The sequence below is a fragment of the Streptomyces sp. NPDC008238 genome, from assembly GCF_042956445.1.
Classification (GTDB): domain Bacteria; phylum Actinomycetota; class Actinomycetes; order Streptomycetales; family Streptomycetaceae; genus Actinacidiphila.
Window position 1 is genome coordinate 25,799 of sequence record NZ_JBIBGK010000027.1, and the last position, 21,648, is coordinate 47,446.

23 protein-coding genes are annotated in these 21,648 nt (G+C 73.2%); 14 read left to right on the forward strand and 9 right to left on the reverse strand.

Annotated elements, in window-relative coordinates; all coding sequences use genetic code 11:
• Positions 1 to 98: 98 nt before the first annotated feature.
• Both ACFZAU_RS34455 and ACFZAU_RS34460 read left to right on the forward strand, forming a co-directional pair.
• Positions 99 to 875: a nucleotidyltransferase domain-containing protein gene (locus ACFZAU_RS34455; RefSeq protein WP_500555434.1), complete on the forward strand. Its 777-nt coding sequence runs from the start codon at positions 99 to 101 to the stop codon at positions 873 to 875.
• A complete protein-coding gene (locus tag ACFZAU_RS34460; protein WP_500555435.1) occupies positions 872 to 1,885 on the forward strand; it encodes an ADP-ribosylglycohydrolase family protein in 1,014 nt (337 codons plus the stop codon). The genes ACFZAU_RS34455 and ACFZAU_RS34460 overlap by 4 nt, the downstream gene beginning before the upstream one ends.
• On the opposite strand, the gene ACFZAU_RS34465 is transcribed toward ACFZAU_RS34460, so the two are convergent.
• From ACFZAU_RS34465 to ACFZAU_RS34485, 5 genes are all read right to left on the reverse strand, one after another.
• Positions 1,844 to 2,554: a nucleotidyltransferase domain-containing protein gene (locus ACFZAU_RS34465; RefSeq protein WP_500555436.1), complete on the reverse strand. Its 711-nt coding sequence runs from the start codon at positions 2,552 to 2,554 to the stop codon at positions 1,844 to 1,846. The two genes, ACFZAU_RS34460 and ACFZAU_RS34465, sit on opposite strands and share 42 nt — an antisense overlap.
• A gap of 18 nt (positions 2,555 to 2,572) precedes the next feature.
• The gene (locus tag ACFZAU_RS34470; RefSeq protein ID WP_500555437.1) at positions 2,573 to 3,043 is read right to left on the reverse strand and encodes a Rieske (2Fe-2S) protein; all 471 of its coding nucleotides are present in this window, start codon (positions 3,041 to 3,043) and stop codon (positions 2,573 to 2,575) included.
• Positions 3,040 to 3,630 (reverse strand): DUF6529 family protein, encoded by a 591-nt coding sequence (locus ACFZAU_RS34475; RefSeq protein WP_500555438.1) that lies wholly within the window; start codon positions 3,628 to 3,630, stop codon positions 3,040 to 3,042. The genes ACFZAU_RS34470 and ACFZAU_RS34475 overlap by 4 nt, the downstream gene beginning before the upstream one ends.
• Before the next feature lie 31 nt (positions 3,631 to 3,661).
• Positions 3,662 to 4,339: a hypothetical protein gene (locus ACFZAU_RS34480; protein WP_500555439.1), complete on the reverse strand. Its 678-nt coding sequence runs from the start codon at positions 4,337 to 4,339 to the stop codon at positions 3,662 to 3,664.
• Positions 4,340 to 4,428: 89 nt separating this feature from the next.
• Positions 4,429 to 4,791 (reverse strand): DUF952 domain-containing protein, encoded by a 363-nt coding sequence (locus tag ACFZAU_RS34485; protein WP_499603832.1) that lies wholly within the window; start codon positions 4,789 to 4,791, stop codon positions 4,429 to 4,431.
• 118 nt (positions 4,792 to 4,909) lie between these two features.
• Between ACFZAU_RS34485 and aroH the strand changes: the two genes are divergently transcribed.
• The 5 genes from aroH (at position 4,910) to der (ending at position 9,485) form a co-directional block, all read left to right on the forward strand.
• Positions 4,910 to 5,272 (forward strand): chorismate mutase, encoded by a 363-nt coding sequence (gene aroH / locus ACFZAU_RS34490; protein WP_500555440.1) that lies wholly within the window; start codon positions 4,910 to 4,912, stop codon positions 5,270 to 5,272.
• Entirely contained in the window at positions 5,269 to 6,354 is a 1,086-nt protein-coding gene (locus ACFZAU_RS34495) for a prephenate dehydrogenase (protein WP_499603828.1), read from the forward strand. Before aroH ends, ACFZAU_RS34495 begins: the two co-directional genes overlap by 4 nt.
• A 207-nt stretch (positions 6,355 to 6,561) precedes the next feature.
• Positions 6,562 to 7,305 (forward strand): (d)CMP kinase, encoded by a 744-nt coding sequence (gene cmk, locus ACFZAU_RS34500; RefSeq protein ID WP_500464533.1) that lies wholly within the window; start codon positions 6,562 to 6,564, stop codon positions 7,303 to 7,305.
• Positions 7,302 to 7,961: a lysophospholipid acyltransferase family protein gene (locus ACFZAU_RS34505; RefSeq protein WP_500555441.1), complete on the forward strand. Its 660-nt coding sequence runs from the start codon at positions 7,302 to 7,304 to the stop codon at positions 7,959 to 7,961. The genes cmk and ACFZAU_RS34505 overlap by 4 nt, the downstream gene beginning before the upstream one ends.
• Before the next feature lie 66 nt (positions 7,962 to 8,027).
• The gene (gene der, locus ACFZAU_RS34510; protein WP_499603823.1) at positions 8,028 to 9,485 is read left to right on the forward strand and encodes a ribosome biogenesis GTPase Der; all 1,458 of its coding nucleotides are present in this window, start codon (positions 8,028 to 8,030) and stop codon (positions 9,483 to 9,485) included.
• A 193-nt stretch (positions 9,486 to 9,678) separates the two neighbouring features.
• Here der and ACFZAU_RS34515 read toward each other — a convergent pair whose 3' ends face one another.
• Both ACFZAU_RS34515 and ACFZAU_RS34520 read right to left on the reverse strand, forming a co-directional pair.
• Positions 9,679 to 9,897: a hypothetical protein gene (locus ACFZAU_RS34515; RefSeq protein ID WP_499603822.1), complete on the reverse strand. Its 219-nt coding sequence runs from the start codon at positions 9,895 to 9,897 to the stop codon at positions 9,679 to 9,681.
• A 202-nt stretch (positions 9,898 to 10,099) separates the two neighbouring features.
• Positions 10,100 to 10,870, reverse strand: coding sequence for a DUF8842 C-terminal domain-containing protein (locus tag ACFZAU_RS34520; protein WP_500555442.1), 771 nt, complete (start codon positions 10,868 to 10,870; stop codon positions 10,100 to 10,102).
• Positions 10,871 to 11,407: 537 nt separating this feature from the next.
• Here ACFZAU_RS34520 and ACFZAU_RS34525 point away from each other — a divergent pair.
• The 3 genes from ACFZAU_RS34525 (at position 11,408) to ACFZAU_RS34535 (ending at position 14,373) form a co-directional block, all read left to right on the forward strand.
• Positions 11,408 to 12,034, forward strand: coding sequence for a LysM peptidoglycan-binding domain-containing protein (locus ACFZAU_RS34525; protein ID WP_500555443.1), 627 nt, complete (start codon positions 11,408 to 11,410; stop codon positions 12,032 to 12,034).
• Positions 12,035 to 12,147: 113 nt separating this feature from the next.
• The gene (locus tag ACFZAU_RS34530) at positions 12,148 to 12,648 is read left to right on the forward strand and encodes a LysM peptidoglycan-binding domain-containing protein (protein ID WP_500555444.1); all 501 of its coding nucleotides are present in this window, start codon (positions 12,148 to 12,150) and stop codon (positions 12,646 to 12,648) included.
• 384 nt (positions 12,649 to 13,032) lie between these two features.
• A complete protein-coding gene (locus ACFZAU_RS34535; protein ID WP_500555445.1) occupies positions 13,033 to 14,373 on the forward strand; it encodes a glycosyltransferase family 4 protein in 1,341 nt (446 codons plus the stop codon).
• A gap of 80 nt (positions 14,374 to 14,453) precedes the next feature.
• Here the strand turns inward: ACFZAU_RS34535 and ctaD are convergent, their stop codons facing one another.
• The gene (gene ctaD, locus ACFZAU_RS34540; protein WP_500555446.1) at positions 14,454 to 16,160 is read right to left on the reverse strand and encodes an aa3-type cytochrome oxidase subunit I; all 1,707 of its coding nucleotides are present in this window, start codon (positions 16,158 to 16,160) and stop codon (positions 14,454 to 14,456) included.
• A 318-nt stretch (positions 16,161 to 16,478) separates the two neighbouring features.
• Here ctaD and ACFZAU_RS34545 point away from each other — a divergent pair, with 318 nt between their 5' ends.
• The 3 genes from ACFZAU_RS34545 to ACFZAU_RS34555 all read left to right on the forward strand — a co-directional run bounded on the left by ACFZAU_RS34545 (position 16,479) and on the right by ACFZAU_RS34555 (position 18,227).
• The gene (locus ACFZAU_RS34545) at positions 16,479 to 17,399 is read left to right on the forward strand and encodes a bifunctional DNA primase/polymerase (RefSeq protein ID WP_500555447.1); all 921 of its coding nucleotides are present in this window, start codon (positions 16,479 to 16,481) and stop codon (positions 17,397 to 17,399) included.
• Positions 17,400 to 17,403: 4 nt separating this feature from the next.
• Entirely contained in the window at positions 17,404 to 17,793 is a 390-nt protein-coding gene (locus ACFZAU_RS34550; protein WP_499603810.1) for a DUF779 domain-containing protein, read from the forward strand.
• A gap of 218 nt (positions 17,794 to 18,011) precedes the next feature.
• Positions 18,012 to 18,227 (forward strand): I78 family peptidase inhibitor, encoded by a 216-nt coding sequence (locus ACFZAU_RS34555; RefSeq protein WP_500464524.1) that lies wholly within the window; start codon positions 18,012 to 18,014, stop codon positions 18,225 to 18,227.
• Between the two features lie 119 nt (positions 18,228 to 18,346).
• On the opposite strand, the gene ACFZAU_RS34560 is transcribed toward ACFZAU_RS34555, so the two are convergent.
• Positions 18,347 to 19,351: a phosphatase PAP2 family protein gene (locus tag ACFZAU_RS34560; RefSeq protein ID WP_500555448.1), complete on the reverse strand. Its 1,005-nt coding sequence runs from the start codon at positions 19,349 to 19,351 to the stop codon at positions 18,347 to 18,349.
• Positions 19,352 to 20,008: 657 nt separating this feature from the next.
• Between ACFZAU_RS34560 and ACFZAU_RS34565 the strand changes: the two genes are divergently transcribed.
• The gene (locus ACFZAU_RS34565) at positions 20,009 to 21,637 is read left to right on the forward strand and encodes an MFS transporter (RefSeq protein WP_500555449.1); all 1,629 of its coding nucleotides are present in this window, start codon (positions 20,009 to 20,011) and stop codon (positions 21,635 to 21,637) included.
• Positions 21,638 to 21,648 lie beyond the last annotated feature (11 nt).

Here is a 21,648-nt window from a genome sequence, read left to right on the forward strand (position 1 = left end):
CGTCCCGGGCCCGGCGACCAGCCGGCCTCCGGCCGCTCTGCGGCTGCTCCCGGGATAAGGACTTTCCCGGAAGGTGCCGTTCCGGGAAGGATGGCGCCATGACCATCCACGCCGAACGCCTGCGCGGGGCCGGGCTGCCCGAACTCACCCCGGACCTCGCCCAGCAGGGACACCCGTTGCTGTTCGCCACCGTCTCCGGTGCGCACCTGTACGGCTTCCCGTCCCGTGACTCGGACGTGGACCTGCGCGGTGTCCACCTCCTGCCGCTGGCCGACCTGATAGGGCTGCGGGAGGGCGAGGAGACCCAGACCCGCATGTGGGAGCAGGACGGCCTCGAACTCGACCTGGTCACCCACGACCTGCTGAAGTTCGCTCGGCTCATGCTGCGGCGCAACGGCTACGTGCTGGAGCAGTTGCTGTCCCCGCTCGTGGTGCACACCAGCGGCGTCCACGCCCAGCTGGTCGACCTCGCGCCCGGCGTCATCACCGGTCACCACGCCCACCACTACCGGGGCTTCGCCCGTACCCAGTGGGAGCTGTACGAGAAGACCGGCGAACTCAAGCCGCTGCTCTACACCTTCAGGGTGCTGCTGACCGGCATCCACCTGATGCGCACGGGCGCCGTCGAGGCGCACCTGCCGACGCTGCTGGAGCACGTCCCCGCCCCCGGCTACGTCCGCGAACTCATCCACGAGAAGGCCGTCGCCGAGCACGGCCTGGCCATGGACCTCGACCCGCGGCGCGTCCGCGCCGACGTCGACGTCCTCCACACGGTTCTGGACGACGCGCAGCGCGACACCCGGCTGCCCGGCGAGCCGACGGCCTACGACGCCCTCCACGACCTGGTCGTCCGCACCCGGGTGGCCGCCGTATGAGACGCGCCGCATCGGGGGCGATGGCGGGGCTGGCGATCGGCGACGCGCTCGGCTTCCCCACGGAGTTCAACGACGTCCCGTCGATCCTGGCCAAGTGCGGCCCGTGGCGGGAGATGGAACTGCCCCGCCCGGCCTTCGTCACCGACGACACGCAGATGACCCTCGCCCTCGCGCGCGGGCTGCGCACGGCGACGGAACGCGGCCCCCTCACGCCGTCCCGGCTGGCCCGCCCGGTGCGCGAGGAGTACGTCGACTGGTACCACTCGCCCGACAACAACCGCGCCCCCGGCCGCACCTGCCTGGTCGCCTGCGCGAAGCTGGACCACCCGGACCGGCCCTGGCAGGAGGCCAGCCAGACGGGCTCCAAGGGCTGCGGCGCGAACATGCGGGTCGCCCCGATCGGGCTCGTCCCCGGGCTGCGCCCCGACGAGCGGTCCGGGGCGGCGCAGTTGCAGTCCGCGCTCACCCACGGCCACCCCACGGCGCTCGCGGCCTCCGACCTCACGGCGCACGCCGTCCACCTGCTCGCGGGGGGAGCGGAGCCGACGGAACTGACCGGCCTGCTGCGCGGCTACGCGGCGCAGCAGCGCGACACCTACCACGAGTGGTGGCTCGGGGACCTGTGGCTGCGCGCCCACGACCACGGCCCGTTGGCCTTCGTCCGCCGTGGCTGGGACGAGTGCGTCGAGGTGCTCGACCGCCTCGACGCGGCGCTCGCGGCGCCCGACCGCGAGGCCGATCCGTGCCTGGCGACCGGCGCCGGATGGATCGCCGAGGAGGCCCTGGCGACCGGCCTGCTGTGCTTCCTGCTCTTCCCGGACGAGCCCGTCACCGCGGTGCGCCGGGCGGCGTGCTCCTCCGGTGACTCCGATTCCATCGCCTGCCTGGCGGGCGCCTTCGCCGGCGCGCACCACGGCCTGGCGGCCTGGCCGGAGGCCTGGCTGGAGCACCTCGAGCACCGGGACGAACTACTGGCCTTCGGCGCCCTGTGGGACGGTGACGGCGGCTGACGCCCGCCGGACCCGGAACAGGAAGTCCTCGACGCGGGCCCGGTCCGGCTCGTCCGGGAGCGGGCTGTGCGAGGCGGCGGCCGCCGCCTCCTCGTACAGCCGGCGCATCCAGGCCTCCGTCTGGGACCAGCCCACCTCGCCCCGCTTGACCGCCAGCAGCCGCTCGCGGTGCTCGCCGACCTCGATGCGCAGCTCGCCGGTGCGCAGCAGGTCGCGGGCGCTGATCAGCAGCCGCAGCAGGTGCATGGCGTGCTTCCAGCGGGGCGCGCCGTGCGTGCGGACGTCGGCCTCCAGCTTCCGCAGCTGGCCCGTGGCGTAGCGGGCGAAGCTCTCGTGGACGTGCCGGGACAGGAAGGCGCCGCGCAGGGCGAGCAGTTCCCTGCCGGTGTCGTCCACGTGCTCGACCAGGGGGGAGTGCAGGCACTCCAGGATGTTGGGGTTGGCGCGCAGCGCGAGCTCGCAGAACCGCTCCAGCTCCCAGGAGAACTGCTCGCGCTCCGGACCGTCCACGTGACGGGGCGGCTTGTCGAACCGCCAGAAGAGCGGGGTGGGCGCGACGTACACCCCGCGGCGGTCCGTGTCGCTGCCGTCCGTGGCCAGTCCGAAGGCGCGCGAGCCCATCACACAGGCGTAGACGGTGTGGTGGCGTACGAGGTCGTGGTCGCGCATGGACCGGGATGGTACGGGCTAGGCGAGGACGATCTCGCCGTCTTTTTCGACGATCGACTCGGCGGGCAGCGGCTTCGCGGCCGGCCCGGCGACCACCGAGGCGTCGGTGATGCGGAACTTGCTGCCGTGGCAGGGGCAGTTGATGGTGCCGTCGGCGACGCTGTTCACCAGACAGCCCTGGTGGGTGCAGACGGCCGAGAAGGCCTTGAACTCGCCGGCCTCGGGCTGGGTCACCACGATCTTCTTGTCCGTGAGCACCGTGCCGCCGCCCACGGGCACGTCGGCCGTCTTCACCAGCACCTCGCCCGGGGTCGCGGCCGGGGAGGCCGGTGCCGAACCCGGCGGCGACGCCGGCGCCGCGGCCGGCGCGGAGGCGGGCTCCGAGGCCGGTGGCGCCGAGGTCGCCGCGGCCTGCGGCGCGCTCTCCTCGCCGTACTTGCTGCATCCCGCAAGCGCCGCTGTCGACAGCAGCACGATGCGTCGTTTCATGTCGTCACCCCGACCGTTCGGAAGAACCACAACGCGGACGTCAGCCACAGCACCGTCAGCGCCGTGAAGACCAGCCCGCCGACGAACGGCAGCAGCCGGTCCGGCAGTCGCTCGGCCCGCAGCAGGAGCATCTTTGCGGTGAATGTCCCGAAAAAGAAGCACCCGACCAGCGAGTGCCACAACACGCGGCCGCTGTACGTCTGATAGCCCAACGCGTACAGGCAGTGCACGGCGACCGGGACGGTCAGCAGGAACGCGGCCCGGCCCGACCAGCGGTGCAGCCCGCCGGTCCAGGAGGGGGCGCGGACGCCGGGCACCTTGCCGTACATCACCAGCGCCGAGGCCGCCTGCACCAGGGCGAGGGCGAAGGCGGCCGTCGCGAGCCACGCCTTGACCGCGCCCGTGCTGGAGAAGCCGGCCAGGTTGAAGGCGGTGCCCGCCGGGTCGTGGACCCTGCCGTACGCGCCCAGGGCGACGGCGACCGCCGCGGCGGCGAGCGCGGGGACGAGGAGCACGGCCGCCCGCTGCCGGGGCCGCGGCGGCGGTGCGGGGAAGGACGTGGTGGCGGCGTTCGGGTCCACGTTCATGGGGCGCTCCTGCCTGCCTGCGGGCGGACGGTCAGGGGATGGGCCGTGCGGTGAGCTGCGTGCCGTCGACGGTCACGGCGCCGGTGGCGGGGTCGATGGCGGGGGCGGCGGACGGCCGGCCGTCGCGCGAGACGATCCCCACCTGCTTGCCGTTCGGCAGCACGATCCAGCCGCCGACGACCCGTGCGCCGCGCACCGAGGCGGTCGCCCGGTACAGACCGGACGGCTTGACCGCGTGCCCCGCGGTGAAGGGCTGCTCCAGCCCGGTCAGCCGCACCTCGCCGGTGACGCGGCCGCCCTCCACGGTGCCCTCCAGGCGCACGCCCCGGTCACCGGTCAGGCGCATCCGGCCGTCGTCCCGGACCTCGCCGCGCAGCCACGCCTCCTTGGTGCGCCCGTCGCAGACGTACGCGACGGCCTTCCCGTCGCGCAACGCGATCGCGACGCCCGCCGCGCCATCGCCGGTGCGGCCCGCGTAGTCCGCGTCGGGGCGCGGGGCGGCTGTCGTCGCGGCCGTGGGGGAGGGGGTGGGCGCGCGCGACGCCGAGGGCGGCGCGGAGGGGGCCGGGGAGGTCGCCGGAGTGGCCGCCGAGGGCGGCGGGGCGTCCGCGCCCGCCGGCGGCGGTTCCGTCGTCGCGTTGAGCGACAGCATGACCAGGGCGAGCACCAGCCCCGCCAGGAGCGTGTGAAGCGGTCCGGAACGCTGCATGTCCGCCTCCCCCGAGGCCGCGCGGTCAGGCCACCATCGAACCGGACCGGCCCCCCGCCGTCCAGGGGCGTGTCAGGACAAAGCAGCGCTTACGACCACACCGCCAGCGCCACCGCGCGGCCCTCCGCGTCCCGCCGCACCTCCAGCATCCCGACCACCGCGCTGCGGTTGACGCGCCCGTACACGTGCGGGAACCGGGTCTCCGCGGGCACCCCCGGCGGCGGCACCGGATCGGCGTCCTCCCACAGCACACGGGCCTCCAGGGCCTCCTCGTCGATCAGCAGCACCATCAACGGACCCGGGGTGTCCCGGTAGAAGGCGTCGGCGACGGCGAGCGCCACCTCCTCATCGGGCGCGCAGTGCACGAACCCGTCCTCGGCGAGCGACGAGGGCGCGTACGGACGGTCCGGGTCGCGCAGCCAGTCGTCCAGCGGAACCAGGTGGAAGATCATGCTTCATGGTGTACCGCGGCACCCCGTGCGTCTCGCAGGGCGGGCGTGTCCGCCGCACCCCGTCCACCGCGACTACGCTGACCAGGTACGTGCGCGCAGCAACACAGGGAGCGATGACGTGGCGGTACGAGCGGTCCGCGGAGCCGTCCAGCTGGAGCGGGACGAGGCGGAGCACATGCACGAGCAGGTCGCCGGGCTGCTCACCGCCATCCTGGAGCGCAACGGCATCGCGGTGGACGACCTGATCAGCGTCTGGTTCACCTCCACCCCGGACCTGCACAGCGACTTCCCGGCGGTCGCCGCGCGCAAGCTCGGCATCACCGACGTGCCGCTGATCTGCGCGCAGGAGCTCGACATCGCCGGCGCCATGCCCCGGGTCGTGCGCATCCTCGCCCACGTCGAGTCCGGGCTGTCCAAGGGCGAGATCTCCCACGTCTACCTCGGCGCCGCGGCCGCCCTCCGCAAGGACATCGCCCAGTGAGGACCGCCCTCGTCATCGGCACCGGCCTCATCGGCACCTCCGCCGCACTCGCGCTCGCCGCGCGCGGCGTGGTGGTCCACCTGGAGGACCACGACCCCGCCGTGGTGCGGACCGCCGCCGCGCTCGGCGCGGGCACCGACGAGCCCCCGTCCGGCCGGGTCGACCTGGCGGTCATCGCCGTGCCGCCGGCCCACGTGGCCGCGACGGTCGCCGACGCCCAGCGGCGCGGACTGGCCCGCGGCTACCTCGACGTCGCCAGTGTGAAGTCCGGACCGCGCCGCGACCTGGAGGCGCTCGGCTGCGACCTCACCTCGTACATCGGCACCCACCCCATGTCCGGCCGCGAGCGCTCCGGCCCGCTGGCCGCGACGGCCGACCTGTTCGAGGGCAGCCCCTGGGTGCTCACCCCGACGCCGGTCACCGAGACCGAGGTGCTCAACCTCGCCCTGGAGCTGGTCGCGCTCTGCCGCGCCGTCCCGGTCGTCATGGACGCCGACGCCCACGACCGTGCCGTCGCCCTCGTCTCGCACACCCCGCAGCTCGTCTCGAGCATGGTCGCGGCGCGCCTGCAGCACGCCGAGGACAGCACGGTGCGCCTGTGCGGCCAGGGCATCCGCGACGTCACCCGGGTCGCGGGTTCCGAGCCCGGCATGTGGATCGACATCCTCTCCGCCAACCCCGGCCCGGTCGCCGACGTCCTCGCCGACCTCGCCGCCGACCTTACGGAGACCGTCGAGTCCCTGCGGGCCCTGCAGTCCGCGGACGACGCCAAGCGCCGCGACGGCGCCGCCGGCATCGAGGACCTCCTGCGCCGCGGCAACGCCGGCCGGGCCAAGGTCCCCGGGAAGCACGGCTCCGCCCCCAAGGCGTACGAGGTCGTCGCCGTCCTCATCGGCGACCAGCCGGGAGAGCTGGCGCGGCTCTTCGCGGACGCGGGTGCGGCCGGGGTCAACATCGAGGACGTGCGGATCGAGCACTCGACGGGGCAGCAGGCGGGTCTGGTGCAGCTGATGGTCGAGCCGGCGGCGGCGGCACGCCTGTCCGTGGCCCTGCGGGACCGCGGCTGGTCCCTGCGGGCCTGACCCCCGGGGCCCCTCAGGGGCCAGGGGAATCGCGGACGGAGTCCGGTGCGGCCGTCCGAGGACCTGGCCTCACGCGGGTCCGAGCGGTGCGCCGACGGCCCCGCGGGCCCCGGAGCGGGTGGTCCTCGGTGCGGCGGCGGGGCGCCCGGCCGGGGGCCGGGAAATCGTGGTACGGAGCCGAATGGGTGGGCCGGTAACCTTGTGGGGATGGCATTGCGCCAGCCGTGTACCTGCTCCACGCACAAGGAAGGTCCCCCGACTGTGTCGAATCCGGTGATCGTCGCGATCGACGGCCCCTCGGGCACTGGCAAGTCCAGCACTTCGAAGGCGGTCGCGGCCAAGCTCGGCCTGAGCTACCTGGACACCGGGGCGCAGTACCGGGCGATGACCTGGTGGATGCTGAGCAACGGCGTCGACATCGACGACGCCTCCGCCGTGGCGACCGCCGCCGAGAAGCCCGTGATCGTGTCCGGGTCCGACCCGGTGGAGCCCACGATCACGGTGGACGGCCTGGACGCCTCCGGCCCGATCCGCACCCAGGAGGTCACCGCGGCGGTCAGCGCCGTCAGCGCGGTGCCCGAGGTGCGCTCCCGTCTGGTCGGGCTGCAGCGCGACGCGGCCGCCGCCGCACCGGCCGGCATCGTCGTCGAGGGCCGGGACATCGGCACCACGGTGCTGCCCGACGCAACCGTCAAGATCTTCCTCACCGCCTCCCCGGAGGCCCGCGCCGCCCGCCGCGGCGGCGAGCTGACGGCCACCGGCGGCGCCCAGGTCGACCTCGTGGCGACCCGGGAGGCCCTGGTACGGCGCGACGCGGCCGACTCCGGCCGCAAGACCTCCCCGCTGGCGAAGGCGGACGACGCCCTCGAGGTCGACACCAGCGAGCTCACCCTCGACCAGGTCATCGAGTGCGTCGTCACCCTGATCGAGGAGAAGCGGGCCGCTTCGTGAGCGACACCTCAGCGGTTCCGGGGCCGAAGGGCGTGGCGGTCGGCCGCCGCATCGGCATCGGGATCATCCACAGCCTCTGGCGGCCCCGGGTGCTCGGCGCCTGGCGGCTGCCGGCCGCGGGCCCGGTGATCCTGGCCGTGAACCACTCGCACTACGTGGACGGGCCGGTGCTCATGGGCACCTGCCCGCGCCCGGTGCACTTCCTGATCAAGAAGGAGGCGTTCGTCGGGCCGCTGGACCCGTTCCTGCGTGGGATCGGCCAGCTCCCGGTGGACCGCCACAGCACCGACCGCACCGCGGTGACCAGCGCGCTCGGCGTGCTGGAGCGCGGCGGGGTGCTCGGGATCTTCCCCGAGGGCACCCGCGGCGAGGGCGACTTCGCCGACCTGCGGGCGGGCCTTGCGTACTTCGCGGTGCGCTCCGGCGCGCCCATAGTGCCGGTCGCGGTCCTCGGCACGTCCCGGCCGGGACGGCTCATCCGCGGTCTGCCGCCGGTGCGCAGCCGGGTCGACGTCGTCTTCGGCGACCCCTTCGACGCCGGCGACGGCAGCGGCCGCCGTACGCGTACCGCGCTGGACGCCGCCACCGTGCGCATCCAGAAGCACCTGACCGGCCACCTCGAGTACGCCCGGCGTACCACGGGCCGCGCCTCCTAGCGGCGGCCTGATCCACACTGGGGCGTGCAAGCGCCCGCACATTTGACGATCGACGGAGAAGCTTTCATGGACATCGAGAACGAGTACGGCGAAGTCGGCGCGCTCGGCGACGCCGAGTACGCCGAGTTCATGGAGCTCGCCGCCGAGGAGGGCTTCGACCTCGACGAGGTCGCGGGCGACCTCGCCGCGGCGGGTCACGGCCCGCTGCCGGTCGTCGCGGTCGTCGGCCGTCCGAACGTCGGCAAGTCGACTCTGGTGAACCGGATCATCGGCCGCCGAGAGGCGGTCGTCGAGGACCGCCCCGGCGTCACCCGTGACCGCGTCACCTACGAGGCGGACTGGAACGGCCGCCGCTTCAAGATCGTCGACACCGGCGGCTGGGAGCAGGACGTCCTCGGCATCGACGCCTCCGTTGCCGCGCAGGCCGAGTTCGCGATCGACGCCGCCGACGCCGTCGTCTTCGTGGTGGACGCCACGGTCGGCGCGACCGACACCGACGAGGCCGTCGTCAGGCTGCTGCGCAAGGCCGGCAAGCCGGTCGTGCTGGCCGCCAACAAGGTCGACGGCCCCTCGGGCGAGGCGGACGCCGCCATGCTGTGGAACCTCGGCCTGGGCGAGCCCTTCCCCGTCTCGTCGCTGCACGGCCGCGGCACGGGCGACCTGCTGGACGCGATGCTGGAGGCGCTTCCCGAGGCGCCGATGCAGTCCTTCGCCAACGCCATCGGCGGCCCGCGCCGGGTCGCGCTGATCGGCCGCCCGAACGTCGGCAAGTCCTCGCTGCTGAACAAGGTGGCCGGGGAGGAGCGCGTCGTCGTCAACGAGCTGGCCGGCACGACCCGCGACCCGGTCGACGAGCTCATCGACCTCGGCGGCAAGACCTGGAAGTTCGTGGACACCGCGGGCATCCGCCGCCGCGTCCACCTGCAGGAGGGCGCGGACTACTACGCCTCGCTGCGTACCGCGGCCGCCCTGGAGAAGGCCGAGGTCGCGGTCGTCCTGATCGACGCGGGCGAGACGCTGGCCGAGCAGGACACCCGCATCATCTCGCTGGCCGTCGAGGCGGGCCGCGCCATCGTCATCGCCTACAACAAGTGGGACCTGCTGGACGAGGAGCGGCGCTACTACCTCGAGCGCGAGATCGAGAAGGACCTGGTGCAGGTCCAGTGGGCGCCGCGGGTGAACGTCTCCGCCCGCACCGGCCGCCACATGGAGAAGCTGGTCCCGGCCATCGAGACCGCCCTGGCGGGCTGGGAGACCCGGGTCCCCACCGGCCGGCTCAACGCCTTCCTGGGCGAGCTCGTCGCCGCCCACCCGCACCCGATCCGCGGCGGCAAGCAGCCCCGCATCCTCTTCGGCACCCAGGCCGGCACCAAGCCCCCGCGCTTCGTGCTCTTCGCCTCCGGCTTCCTGGAGGCCGGCTACCGCCGCTTCATCGAGCGCCGGCTGCGTGAGGAGTTCGGGTTCGCGGGGACGCCGATCCAGGTGTCGGTGCGGGTGCGGGAGAAGCGCGGCCGCAAGAAGTAGTCCCCGCGAGGGCGCGGCGTTCCGCCGCCCGTCCGGTCGTCCCCGAGGGGACCGACCGGGCGGGCGGTTCTTCGTGGGTCCGGCGGCGCGCGGAGCCCGGCCGCGGCAAGTGGGCCCGCCGGGGCCGGACGTGGCGCCGCCCGCCAGTCGCCTCCTGGAGGGGCGGTCGGGCGGGCGGTTCGTGCGGGGCGGCTCAGAGGCCGCCGTGCATGCGGTTCTCGGCGAGGCCCGGGGGGAGGGCGGGGAGGTCGCCGCGGTGGCGGCCTGCCCGGTACGGGGAGTTGGGGCCACCGCGGTCGCCGAACGCGTTGAACTGCAGGTCCTCCTCACCGGTGCGGTCGCCCGGGAGGGTGCGGAACAGCCTGCGGTACTCGGAGTAGAGCGCGTCGTAGATCGGCGTGCCCTCACTCACGGACGCATCCTGCGCGGTGCGCATGGGAGGAATGGGGCTCCGGTACTGGGCTCGTGAGGAAGCGTCAAAGGTGTGCACGTCGTGGCAACGAGCGGCTCAACTGCGTGGATGCGGGTCGTACGGATGAATCACGCATATGCACTGCCATAGGCCAAAGGCGCGTACGGACAGCCGTACGCGCCTTTGGCCGGAGCCGGGACGATCAGGTGCCGGAGAGGGGCATCGTCGCCGCGACGAGGAGCCCGCGCCCGCAGGCGCGCTCGAGGGCGTCGCGCAGCAGGTCCTCGCGGGGCTGCTGGCCGATGGTGCCGTGCGGGGCGGCGTACACGTACACCTCGTTTGTCTTGTGCACCGCCTGGCGCCAGCCCTCGCTCACCGCGAGCGGCTGGTGCGCCTGCCACCACGCGCCGGCGGAGCCGGGCTGCAGGATGGCGTGCAGCTGCCCCATGGCCAGCAGCACGGACCAGCCGGGCAGCGGGGAGGGCGGCGTGGACAGGTCGTTGACGGGGAGGAAGCCCTGCTCGATGAGGATCGGCAGGAAGTCGTCCTCCGGGCCGTTGTCGCCGGGGCGGGCGATCGGGCCGGTCGGTTCGATGACCAGGGCCGGGCACACCTCCTCCTTGACCAGGACGAGGCCGCAGGTGATGCCGAGCACCGCCTGGCGGGGCACGGCCGGCGTCGCGGCACCGGCCACCTCCTCGCCGGCGATGCTCTGCACCGCGCCCTGCAGTTGCTCCTCCGACACCGGCACGACCTGGGAGGGGATGCAGGTCGCGTGGGCGAAGGCGAGCACGGCGGTCTCCTCGCCGACGAACAGCACCGTGCTGGTGCGCTCCGTGGCGGTGTCCCCGGGGGTGCGGCAGGAGGTGCAGTCGTACGTGCCGGGCGCGCTGGCGCCGGCCAGCAGGCGTGCCGCCTCCTCATCGCCGATCTCGGCTCGTACCTCGTCGCTGACGTCGAGCATGGGCGGCACTGAAGCCTCCTTGGAAATGTACGGCTACGGGCTCCTTTGCCGGGCCTCGCCCGGCACATAGTGACAACGGCCGATCTGTGGCGGGAGTCACGGCCTTCTTGGTGCGTGCTCGTGCGTCCGCGTGCGGAGGGTGAGCGGAGGTGCGGAGCCGGTCACTCCTCGTCCCACCTTTCACCCCCGGAAGCCTCTTCGCCTATGAGACGGGTCACATGGCGCATATGCGCTGTGCGGACATGCCGTAAAAAGCACCATCAATCCGGTGTCCTGAATAGGTCTTTACTCCCGGTAACCCTCAAGTGGCCTGCGACGTAAGGGATTTGTTTGGTGACGGAGCGCGAGCCTGCCTAGATTGGCCCGCCGTGTGCAGGGAGCACCACCCGGGAGGGCCCGTACGGAGGGCGACCGCGGCCAGGACGGCCGGCGGTCGGCGGGCGAAGGGGGCGGGGACCGCGCCGGATGCGCGGGGACCCGTCCGTCGGGTGCCGTACCAGGAGTACGGCGCCATGGGGGAACCCCGGGTCCGTGGAGAGGGATTCCATGGCCGTATCAGCCAAGTACCGCCGGTCCGCAGTCGCAGCCGGCGTCACCGTCCTGACCCCGCTGGCCCTGATGGCCGCCGCGGGGCCCGCGAAGGCCGCCGGAAACGGGGTCTGGGACCGCATCGCGAGTTGCGAGAGCGGCGGGAACTGGCACATCAACACCGGCAACGGGTACTACGGAGGACTTCAGTTCTCGGCCGGTACCTGGCGCGCCTACGGCGGCACCGCGTACGCGGCCACCGCCGACCGGGCGAGCCGTGAGCAGCAGATCGCCGTAGCCACCAAGGTGCAGCGCGCGCAGGGCTGGGGCGCCTGGCCCACCTGCTCCGCCCGCGCCGGCGCCCAGGGGAGCGCGCCCGCCCGCGGCAGCGCCCCGGCAGCGCCCAGGACGGAGCGGCACACCGCCCCGGCGCCGGCGAAGCAGTCGCGCGGTACCGGCGACCACGCCGACCGCGACCGGAGCCGGCCGGCGGGGCACGGTGACTACAGCGTCCGCAGCGGCGACACCCTGAGCGGCATCGCGGCCGCCCACGGGACGACCTGGAAGAAGCTGTACGCCGTCAACCGGTCCGTGATCGGCGCCGACCCCAACCTGATCCTGCCGGGTCAGCGGCTGTCGGTCTGACCTCCCGCGCACCCCGGACCACCCGGCGGCCGTGCGCCGACCGGGTGGGCCCGGGACGCGGCCACGGCGCGGCGGGCGACGACGCCCGCCGCGCCGTGCCTAGCCTGGCCCGCATGTTCCGCCCCCGCCGTCCCGCGGTGACCGCGCTCGCCCTGCTCGCCACCTCGGCGGCCCTCGCCACCGGCGTCGCGCGGGCCGACGGGCACGCCCCCGTCTGGGTGGAGCTCGCGAACTGCGAGAGCAGCAACCGCTGGAAGACCAACACCGGCAACGGCTTCTACGGCGGGCTGCAGATCTTCCAGCCCACCTGGGCCGAGCACGGTGGCCTCGACCTGGCGTCCCGGCCCGACCGTGCCACCCCCGACCAGCAGGTGACCGTCGCCGAGGAGATCCTCCGCGACCAGGGCTGGGAGGCCTGGCCGACCTGTGCGCAGCGCCTGCGGCTGGCCGGCCGTGCGCACGCCGTCCAGTCCGGCGAGACCCTGGACACCGTGGCCCGGCGCTTCGACGTCAGCGGTGGCGCGGCCGAGTTGTACCGGCTCAACCAGGACGTCGTCGGCTCCGATCCGGCCCGCCCGCTCACCCCCGGGACACTGCTGCGCCTGCCGAAGTGAGCCCGGCGGCCACGCCGTGAGCGGCCCGCTGCCCGCCCCGGCCCGCCGTCCCGCGCCCGTGTCGGCGCCCGCTGCCGCCCCCGTCACCCGGTGGGCCCTGGGCGCGTAGCCCGGTGGGGTGACACCGTGGACGGTGGGCCCGGGGGTTCGGGCCATCCGGGGAACGCAGTGTGGGGCGCGATCGCGCCTCCGCGCCGCGACGGGGCTCCGTGCCTGATGGCACGCGATCCGGGGAGGATGCCCCGGGACCTCTCGCGAACGTCACGGCGGGGATACAACGAGGAAACGGGAAGGTGAACGGGGGCAACCTGTGGGTCCTGGGAGCGGTCTTGCCAGCACCAGGACGGACACCGGTCCGTGGGAAGCAGGAGAACGCAGAGACGCATGCGCATTTCCATACTGATCCAAAACGCGTACGGAGTCGGTGGCACCATCCGCACGACGTACAACCTGGCGGGAGCCCTGGCCGAGCGGCACGAGGTCGAGATCGTCTCCGTCTTCCGCCACCGTGACGAACCCACCTTCGCCCTCGACCCGCGCGTCAGCCTGCGCCACCTGGTGGACCTGCGCCCGCACAGCGACGCCTGCGACCTGGCGGACCCGTTGTACAGGCAGCCCTCGGCGGTCTTCCCCAAGGGCGAGAACCGCTACGCGCAGTACAGCGTGCTCAGCGACCGGCGGATCGAGGCCCACCTGTCGTCCCTCGACGCCGACGTCGTCATCGGCACGCGCCCCGGGCTGAACGTCCACATCGCCCTGCTGGCCCCCCGCCACATGGTCCGGATCGCGCAGGAGCACCTGACGCTGGAGACCCACTCCGTACCGCTCATCCTCACGCTGCGCCGGTTGTACCCCCGGCTGGACGCGGTCACCACGACCACCGAGGCCGACGCCGACGCCTACCGGCGCAGGCTGCGGCTGCCCGGGGTGCGGGTGGTCACCGTGCCGAACAGCGTGCCCGACCCGGGCGTGGCCCCCAGCACCCTGGACGCCAAGTACGTCGTCGCGGCCGGCCGGCTGGCCCCGGTGAAACGATACGGAGACCTCATCCGGGCCTTCGTCAAGGTCGCGGCGGAACGGCCGGACTGGGGCCTGCGGCTGTACGGCTCGGGTGCGCAGCAGGAGAAGCTGGAGCGGCTCATCGCGCGCCTGGACATCGGGGACCGGGTGACCATGATGGGCACCGCCTCGCCGATCGAGCCGGAGATGGCCAAGGGGTCGATGCTCGCGGTCTCCTCCAGCATGGAGTCGTTCGGCATGACCATCGTCGAGGCGATGCGCGTCGGTCTGCCGGTGGTGAGCACCGACTGCCCGCTCGGTCCCGGCGAGATCATCAGCGACGGGGTGGACGGCCTGCTGGTGCCCCCGCGGGACGTGGACGCGCTGGCCGCGGCGATGCTCCGGCTGATCAACGACGACGAGTTGCGCCACCGCATGGGCCAGGCGGCCCTGGAGAAGGGTGCCAGGTACGACCCCGCGGAGATCGCCGGCGACTTCGAACGGCTGCTGGAGGAACTCCTCGCCCGGCGGGGCGGCGCCGTGGGCCGGCTGCGTGCGGCCGGCCGCCACGTGGGCGGCCTGGGCGTGGGCGCCGCCTACTCGGGCAAGGACCTCGCCCGCGCGGCCAAGCGGCGGGCCCGCAGGCTCCGCAAGAAGCTGCGGAAGAAGCTCCGCGGCAGCGGGCGCAAGGCCGGGTCCCCGGCGCAGGGCCGGTCCGCGGGATAGCGGGACGGCGGGGTCCGGGCCGCGGGTAGCGCGGGCCGGACGGGGCGGGGCGGTACGGCGTCGTGGCGCCCCCGCCCCGCTCAGCCGTGCTCCCCGTCCCCGGGGTCGACGGCGTCGCGGCGGCCGGTGGACCGTGCCTGGTCGAGGGCGGCGACCTCCGGGTGGTGCAGGTCGAAGGCCGGGGACTCGGAGCGGATCCGCGGCAGCGTCGCGAAGTTGTGCCGCGGCGGCGGACACGAGGTCGCCCATTCCAGTGAACGGCCGAAGCCCCAGGGGTCGTCGACCTCCACCCGCCGGCCGTACCGGGCGGTCCGCCACACGTTGTAGAGGAACGGCAGGGTGGACAGGCCCAGCAGGAACGCCCCGATCGTCGAGATCGTGTTGAGCACCGTGAAGCCGTCCGCCGCCAGGTAGTCGGCGTACCGCCGGGGCATGCCCGCCACGCCCAGCCAGTGCTGGACGAGGAAGGTGGTGTGGAAGCCGACGAAGAGCGTCCAGAAGTGGATCTTCCCCAGCCGCTCGTCGAGCATCTTCCCGGTGAACTTCGGCCACCAGAAGTGGAAGCCGGCGAACATCGCGAACACCACCGTCCCGAAGACCACGTAGTGGAAGTGGGCCACCACGAAGTACGAGTCGCTGACCTGGAAGTCCAGCGGGGGCGAGGCGAGGATCACCCCGGTGAGGCCGCCGAACAGGAAGCTCACCAGGAAGCCGACGGACCACAGCATCGGGGTCTCGAAGGACAGCGAGCCGTGCAGCATCGTGCCGATCCAGTTGAAGAACTTCACCCCGGTCGGCACCGCGATGAGGAACGACAGCAGCGAGAAGAACGGCAGCAGGACGGCGCCGGTGACGAACATGTGGTGCGCCCACACCACCATCGACAGGCCGGTGATGGCCATCGTCGCGCCGACCAGCGTCGTGTAGCCGAAGACCGGCTTGCGCGAGAACACCGGGATGACCTCGGTGACGATGCCGAAGAACGGCAGCGCGATGATGTACACCTCGGGATGGCCGAAGAACCAGAACAGGTGCTGCCACAGCAGCGCCCCGCCGTTCCCCGGCTCGAAGACGACCGAGCCGAAGCGCCGGTCCGCCTCCAGCACCAGCAGCGTCGCCGCCAGCACCGGGAAGGCCATCAGCACCAGCACCGAGGTGAAGAGAACGTTCCAGGTGAAGATCGGCATCCGGAACATGGTCATGCCGGGGGCGCGCATCCCCAGGATCGTCGTGACGAAGTTGACCGCGCCGAGGATGGTGCCGAAGCCCGACAGCGCCAGCCCCATGATCCACATGTCGGCGCCGATCCCCGGCGAACGGGTCAGGCTGTTCAGCGGCGCGTAGGCGAACCAGCCGAAGGAGGCGCCGCCGGTCGGCGTCAGGAAACTGCCGAGCACGATCAGGCCGCCGAAGAGGAAGAGCCAGTACGACAGCATGTTCAGCCGGGGGAAGGCGACGTCCGGCGAACCGATCTGCAAGGGCATGATCTCGTTGGCGAACCCGGCGAAGGTCGGGGTGGCGAAGAGCAGCAGCATGATCGTGCCGTGGACGGTGAACAACTGGTTGTAGCGGTCGTTCGTCATCAGCTGCAGACCGGGGCGGGCGAGTTCGGCGCGCATCAGCAGGGCCATGAACCCGGCGGCGAGGAAGAAGCCGAAGGACGTGATCAGGTAGAGGTGGCCGATCTTCTTGTGGTCGGTGGTGGTCAGCCAGTCCACCATCAGCCGCCCGGGCCGCCGGGGTGCCTTCGGCCGTCCGGTCGTGGTCCGTGCTGCGTACGTCCCCATCGGCGCGTTCCCTCGCGGTAGGAGATCCTGCCGGTACCCGCGGTCCTGCGTACTCGAGCCTCCGTACAGTCTCGGGCAGACGGCCCGTCATGCGACGGACCGGGACGGGACGGCCGTGCCGCGTCGTCGACGGGTGTCGGTCCGGAGCGTCACCATGGGGGTGACCGGCCCGGCGGGAACGGGTGCGTGAGGGCTCGTCAGGCACCCGGTGCCGGGCGGGCCGGCGGCTCGTAGGGGCTGTTCGGCGCGCCATTGAGTGGGCGGTCGAACGAAAGTACGATAAAGAGGCCATGCCGTAGCGCATCGAGGGGGCACCCCGTGACGCATCCGGACCACGACCGCGCGCTGGAGTGCGCGCTCGCCGCCGCGCGGCGCGGCTTCCCGGTCATCCCGCTGTCGCGGACCAAGCTCCCGGCGGTCCGTTCGCCGCACCGGGGGGAGACCGGCCGCGGGATGTGCCGCGGCCAGTGCGGACGGCTCGGCCACGGTGTGCACGACGCCGCCACCGAGCCCGCCCGGATAGCCGAGCTGTTCGCCGCCGCCCCCTGGGCCGGCGGGTACGGGATCGCCTGCGGGCGCGCGCCGCACTACCTGATCGGCCTCGACCTGGACCGCAAGGACGGCGTCGACGGCGTGACCGACCTGGTGGACCTGGCCGCCCGGTGGGGCTTCGCCGTGCCGTGGACGCGCACGGTGATCACCCCGAGCGGCGGCCGGCACCTGTGGCTGCGCGGGCCGGCCGAGGTGATCGTGCCCAACTCCGTGCGCCGGCTCGGCAACGGGATAGACGTGCGCGGCAGCGGCGGCTACCTCGTGGGGCCCGGCTCGGTCACCACGGCCGGCTTCTACCGCTGGGACCCGCCGACGGCCTCGATGCCGCCGGCCGCCGTGCCCAGGAGGCTGTTGCGGCTGCTGCTGGCGACCCCGCAGCGCCGGGCCGTGCGGGCCGCGGCGGGTGGTGCGGGTGCGGGCGGCGGTGGGGGCGGCGGGGGCGGAGGCACGGCCGAGCCGCTGATCCGCTTCGTCCTCGGCTCGCCGGTGGGGGAGCGCAACGAGCGGCTCTTCTGGGCCGCCTGCCGGGCGTTCGAGAACGGGCACGGCGACCGGGTCGCCGCGGAGATGGTCGCAGCGGCCGTCAGCACCGGCCTGCCGGAACGCGAGGCGGAGTCGACCGTGGGCTCCGCCCGCCGGCATGTCCTGCGGGGGTCTGGCGGGCGGCGCCCGGCGGGAGCACTCTGACCCCATGACCTCAACCGCACCGAGGGCCCGCCGGGTCGACGTCACCGAGGAGGCCGCGGGGCTGCTGCGGCTGCTCGCCGACCAGCACGGCCCGTTGATGTTCCACCAGTCCGGCGGCTGCTGCGACGGCAGTTCGCCCATGTGCTACCTGCTGGGGGAGTTCCTCACCGGGGACTCCGACGTGCACCTCGGCGACCTCGACGTCCCGGGCGTCGACCCGGTGCCCGTGTGGATGTCGCGCGACCAGTTCGCCTACTGGAGCCACACGCATCTGACGATCGACGTGGTGCCGGGGCGCGGCAGCGGCTTCTCGCTCGAAGCACCCACGGGCAACCGGTTTCTGATTCGGTCCCGGCTGCTGACGGACGACGAGCTGTCGTCGCTGGGGATGTGATGTGAGGGAAGTGTGTGGACCGTTTCCCGGAATTCCGCCGGGACCGGTCCGGCCGGTTTTCGGCGGTCCGGACCGCGAATTCGGCGGCCGATTGGAAAAGTCGCCCCCAAAGAGTGAACGGTGCACGCCAAACGCTGCCCGGGATTCTGTGACAGAAGTGTGACGATCAAGTCGGTCGCGCCTTCCGTCACGGCTCGTGTGCGCCTACGGTTGCTCACATGGCAACCGATCCGACCGCCGCACGGCAACCGCAGGACGAACCGGAGACCTACGTCGGCCTCCCCGCCGACGAGGCCGAGCGCCGGGCCACCGAGCGCGGCTGGAGCGCGGTGCGCGCCCTGCCGCCGGGCGCCGTCATCACCATGGAGTACCGGGTGGGCCGGCTCAACTTCACCGTCGAGGGCGGCCGGGTGACCCGCTGCTGGAGCGGCTGAGGCCCCCGTACCGCCCCGCACCACGGCGAAGGCCCCGGGCGCCCCTGTGAGGGGCGGCCGGGGCCTTCGTACGGGCGGCGCGGGCGGGGCTGAGGCGTGCGTACCGGCCCCGCCGGCGGTCAGCCGGTGGCGTTGCGGCCGCGGGCCACGCCGGCCTGGCCGACGGGAGCCGGGCGGCCCGGCCGGTCCGCGGGCGGGCGGCGGCTGCCGGCCGGGGTGACCGGGGTGCGCTCGTGCCGGTTGGTGTGCGGGCGGGCCGGGTGGTGCGCCACCCCCGGGGTGGGCGCCGTCGCGCGGCCGCTGAGAACGACGGGCTCGAGTAGGCCGTCCGGGTTGTCGGCGCGCTGCGCGGAGGCCATCGACGCGTTCGCGACGGGGGCCGCGGCCGGAGCCGGCGCGGTGCGGCGGCGGCGCGCCCAGGCGGCGGTCATCCGCTGCTCGGCGGAGGCCATCAGGGGCTCGAACCAGGGCAGTGCCAGCAGGATCAGCAGGCCGGCCGCCCAGCCGAGCAGGACGTCGCTGACCCAGTGGGTGCCGAGGTAGATGGTGGTCATGCCGACGCCCAGCGCCAGCAGCGCCGCGATCACGGAGGTGACCCGGCGGACCCACGGGGTGGTGGCCAGATAGGCCAGGACCCCCCAGGTCACCACCGCGTTCGCGGTGTGACCGGAGGGAAATATATCGCCGCCGGCGAAGAGTTCGGCCGATCCGGCGCTGGTCGCGTAGTGCGGGCCGAGCCTGCCGAGGCCGTACTTCACCGAACCCACGGTGACGTTCAGCAGCAGGAGCGACGTGCCCAGCACGAGCAGCGGGTGCAGGGTGCGCTGGCGCCATGCGCGCCAGCCCAGCCAGGAGGCCACGATCACGGCCGTCGGGCCGCGCTGGCCCAGGACCACGAAGTAGTCCAGGAAGGCGTGGATCTGCGGCCATTGCTTGTACGGCCGCCACATCATGACCTGCCAGTCCAGGGTCACGAGCTTTGACGTGGTCAGGACGCCTACGACGATGGCCACGTAGGCCACGAGCGTCGAGCCGAACAGCAGTACGCGTGTCCGGCTCATACCCGGGGGCGCCTGGGCCGTCTCGGGCTCCTCCATGAGGCGAAGCTTGTCATCGGTACGCACTCAATCGACGTTACAGCGTGTGATGGCGGAGTTCGGCCGGAGGGACGGGTTCGTAATGACGATGTGATGTGGACTCCGTCTCACTCCACCCATTGGCCGTAGTGCTGACGTGCGCATTGAGCCGAATGCGGGAACTCCTTGATTTTATGTTTCGAAGTGCTTCCGGAGGGTCTTGTGAAATAGTGCGTTCGATTTTCTTATGCCTTGTTTATCTTTGATTGGCCGTCACTTCTCCTGGAGTTCGCCCGGCCTTGGCCCGGGCCGCCCCCGTGCCGTCCGGACCGGCCGCCGCGGGCCGGAGGCGGGCCGGCGATCCGGGCGGATTCCCCGTCGGCGGGTGCGTGAACGCATGTGAAGGGCGTGTGCGTTGGCTCGCGCGCCCCCGGACCGTGGTGCGTGCGACGGGAACCGACGGGTACACGAGACCGCGTGGACACCCCGGTGGACGGCCCGCCGGCACCGGAAACGACCGGCAGGCCGCCGGCGGATGACCTTCACGTGACGACGGCCACGGGGCAACGTGACCTGCGCCACCCACCATCGGCGCGGACTCGCGTAGTCTGACGACTTCACTCGCCCTCGTCACTGGGTTCCCCCGGGACCGTCCCCCTCGTCCTGCCCAGGGACACCGCGAGAGCACCGCTGGGAGGTACGTACATGACAGGGACGTCCTCGGCCGGCATTCCCGCGCGGGCCGCCGTCCCACGGCACGATCGACCGGTCAACCGCTGGACCGTGCTGATCGTCCTCTGCGTCAGCCTGCTGCTCGTCGCCCTCGACGCGACCGTGCTGCACGTCGCCGTTCCCGCGGTGAGCGAGGACCTGCGCCCCGGCGCGATCGAGCTGCTGTGGATCGTCGACGCCTATCCGCTGGTCGCCGCGTCCTTGCTGATCCTCTTCGGCACCCTCGGGGACCGGGTCGGAAGACGCCGGATCCTGCTGATCGGCTACACGATCTTCGCGGCCGCGTCGGCGGTGGCCGCCTTCGCGCCCGACCCGCACGTGCTGATCGCGGCCCGCGCCCTGCTCGGCGTCGGCGGCGCGATGATCATGCCGGCGACGCTGTCGATCCTCCGGCAGGTCTTCCCCGACCGCCGTGAGCGGGCCGTCGCCATCGGCGTGTGGAGCGCCGTCGCGGCCGTCGGCGCCGCCGTCGGGCCGGTCCTCGGCGGTTTCCTCGTCGAGCACTTCTGGTGGGGCTCGGTCTTCCTGATCAACATCCCGCTGATGGCCGTCATCCTTCCGGTGGCCCGCTGGCTGCTGCCGGAGTCCCGAGGGGAGCTGGACGGGCCCTGGGACGTCCTGGGCGCGGTGATGGCCGCGCTGGGCATCCTCGGCGCCATCCTCGGCGTCAAGCGGATCGGCGGCGGCGCGGCCCCGTACGGGCCCTCCGTGCTGGTCCCGCTGCTCGTGGGCCTGGGCCTGCTGGTGCTGTTCGTGCGCCGGCAGCGGCGGCGCGAGCACCCGCTCATCGACATACGCATGTTCGCCAGGCCCGCCTTCGGCACCTCCGTGGGCTGCATCGTGCTGGCGCTGCTCGCCCTCGTCGGCCTGGAACTGATCGCCGTCCAGTACCTGCAGCTGGTCCTCGGCCTGAGCCCCCTGCAGACCGGGCTGCGGCTGCTGCCGCTCACCCTCGCCGCCATGGGCGCCGGCCTGCTCGGCTCCCGGATGCTCGGCGGCCTCGGGCCGCGTGTCATGGTCAGCTCCGGCTTCGTCCTCACCGCGTGCGCGGTGCTCGTGCTCACCCTGATGGGCCAGCACGACCGGCCGGGAGTGCTGGCCACGGGCTTCGTCCTGCTCGGCTTCGGGCTGGAGACCACGCTCTTCGGCGCGTACGAGTCCATGCTCAGCGACGCCCCCGCCGAGCAGGCGGGCGGCGCCGCCGCGATCGGCGAGACGTCCTACCAGATGGGCGCCGGCCTCGGCATCGCCCTGCTGGGCAGCGTCATGAACGCCGCCTACGCCCCCGGCGTCGCCCGGGTCCCCGGCGTGCCCGCCGAGGCCGGCGCCTCGGCCGGGAAGTCGCTCGGCGAGGCCTACGAGGTCTCCGACCACCTCGGCGGCTCCGCCGGGGCCTCCCTGCGGCACGCCGCACGGCACGCCTTCGTCCACGGGATGCACCTCACCCTGGTGGTCAGCGCCGGGCTGCTGCTGCTCGGCGCGGTCGCCGCGCTGCGGCTGCCCCGCCGGATGGAATGCGGGACGGCGGCCCAGCGGGCCGCCACCCCCGGCATCCCCTCCCCGCGCGAGCACGCCCTGGCCGGGGCCGACGTGTCGCGCTGAGCACACCGCCG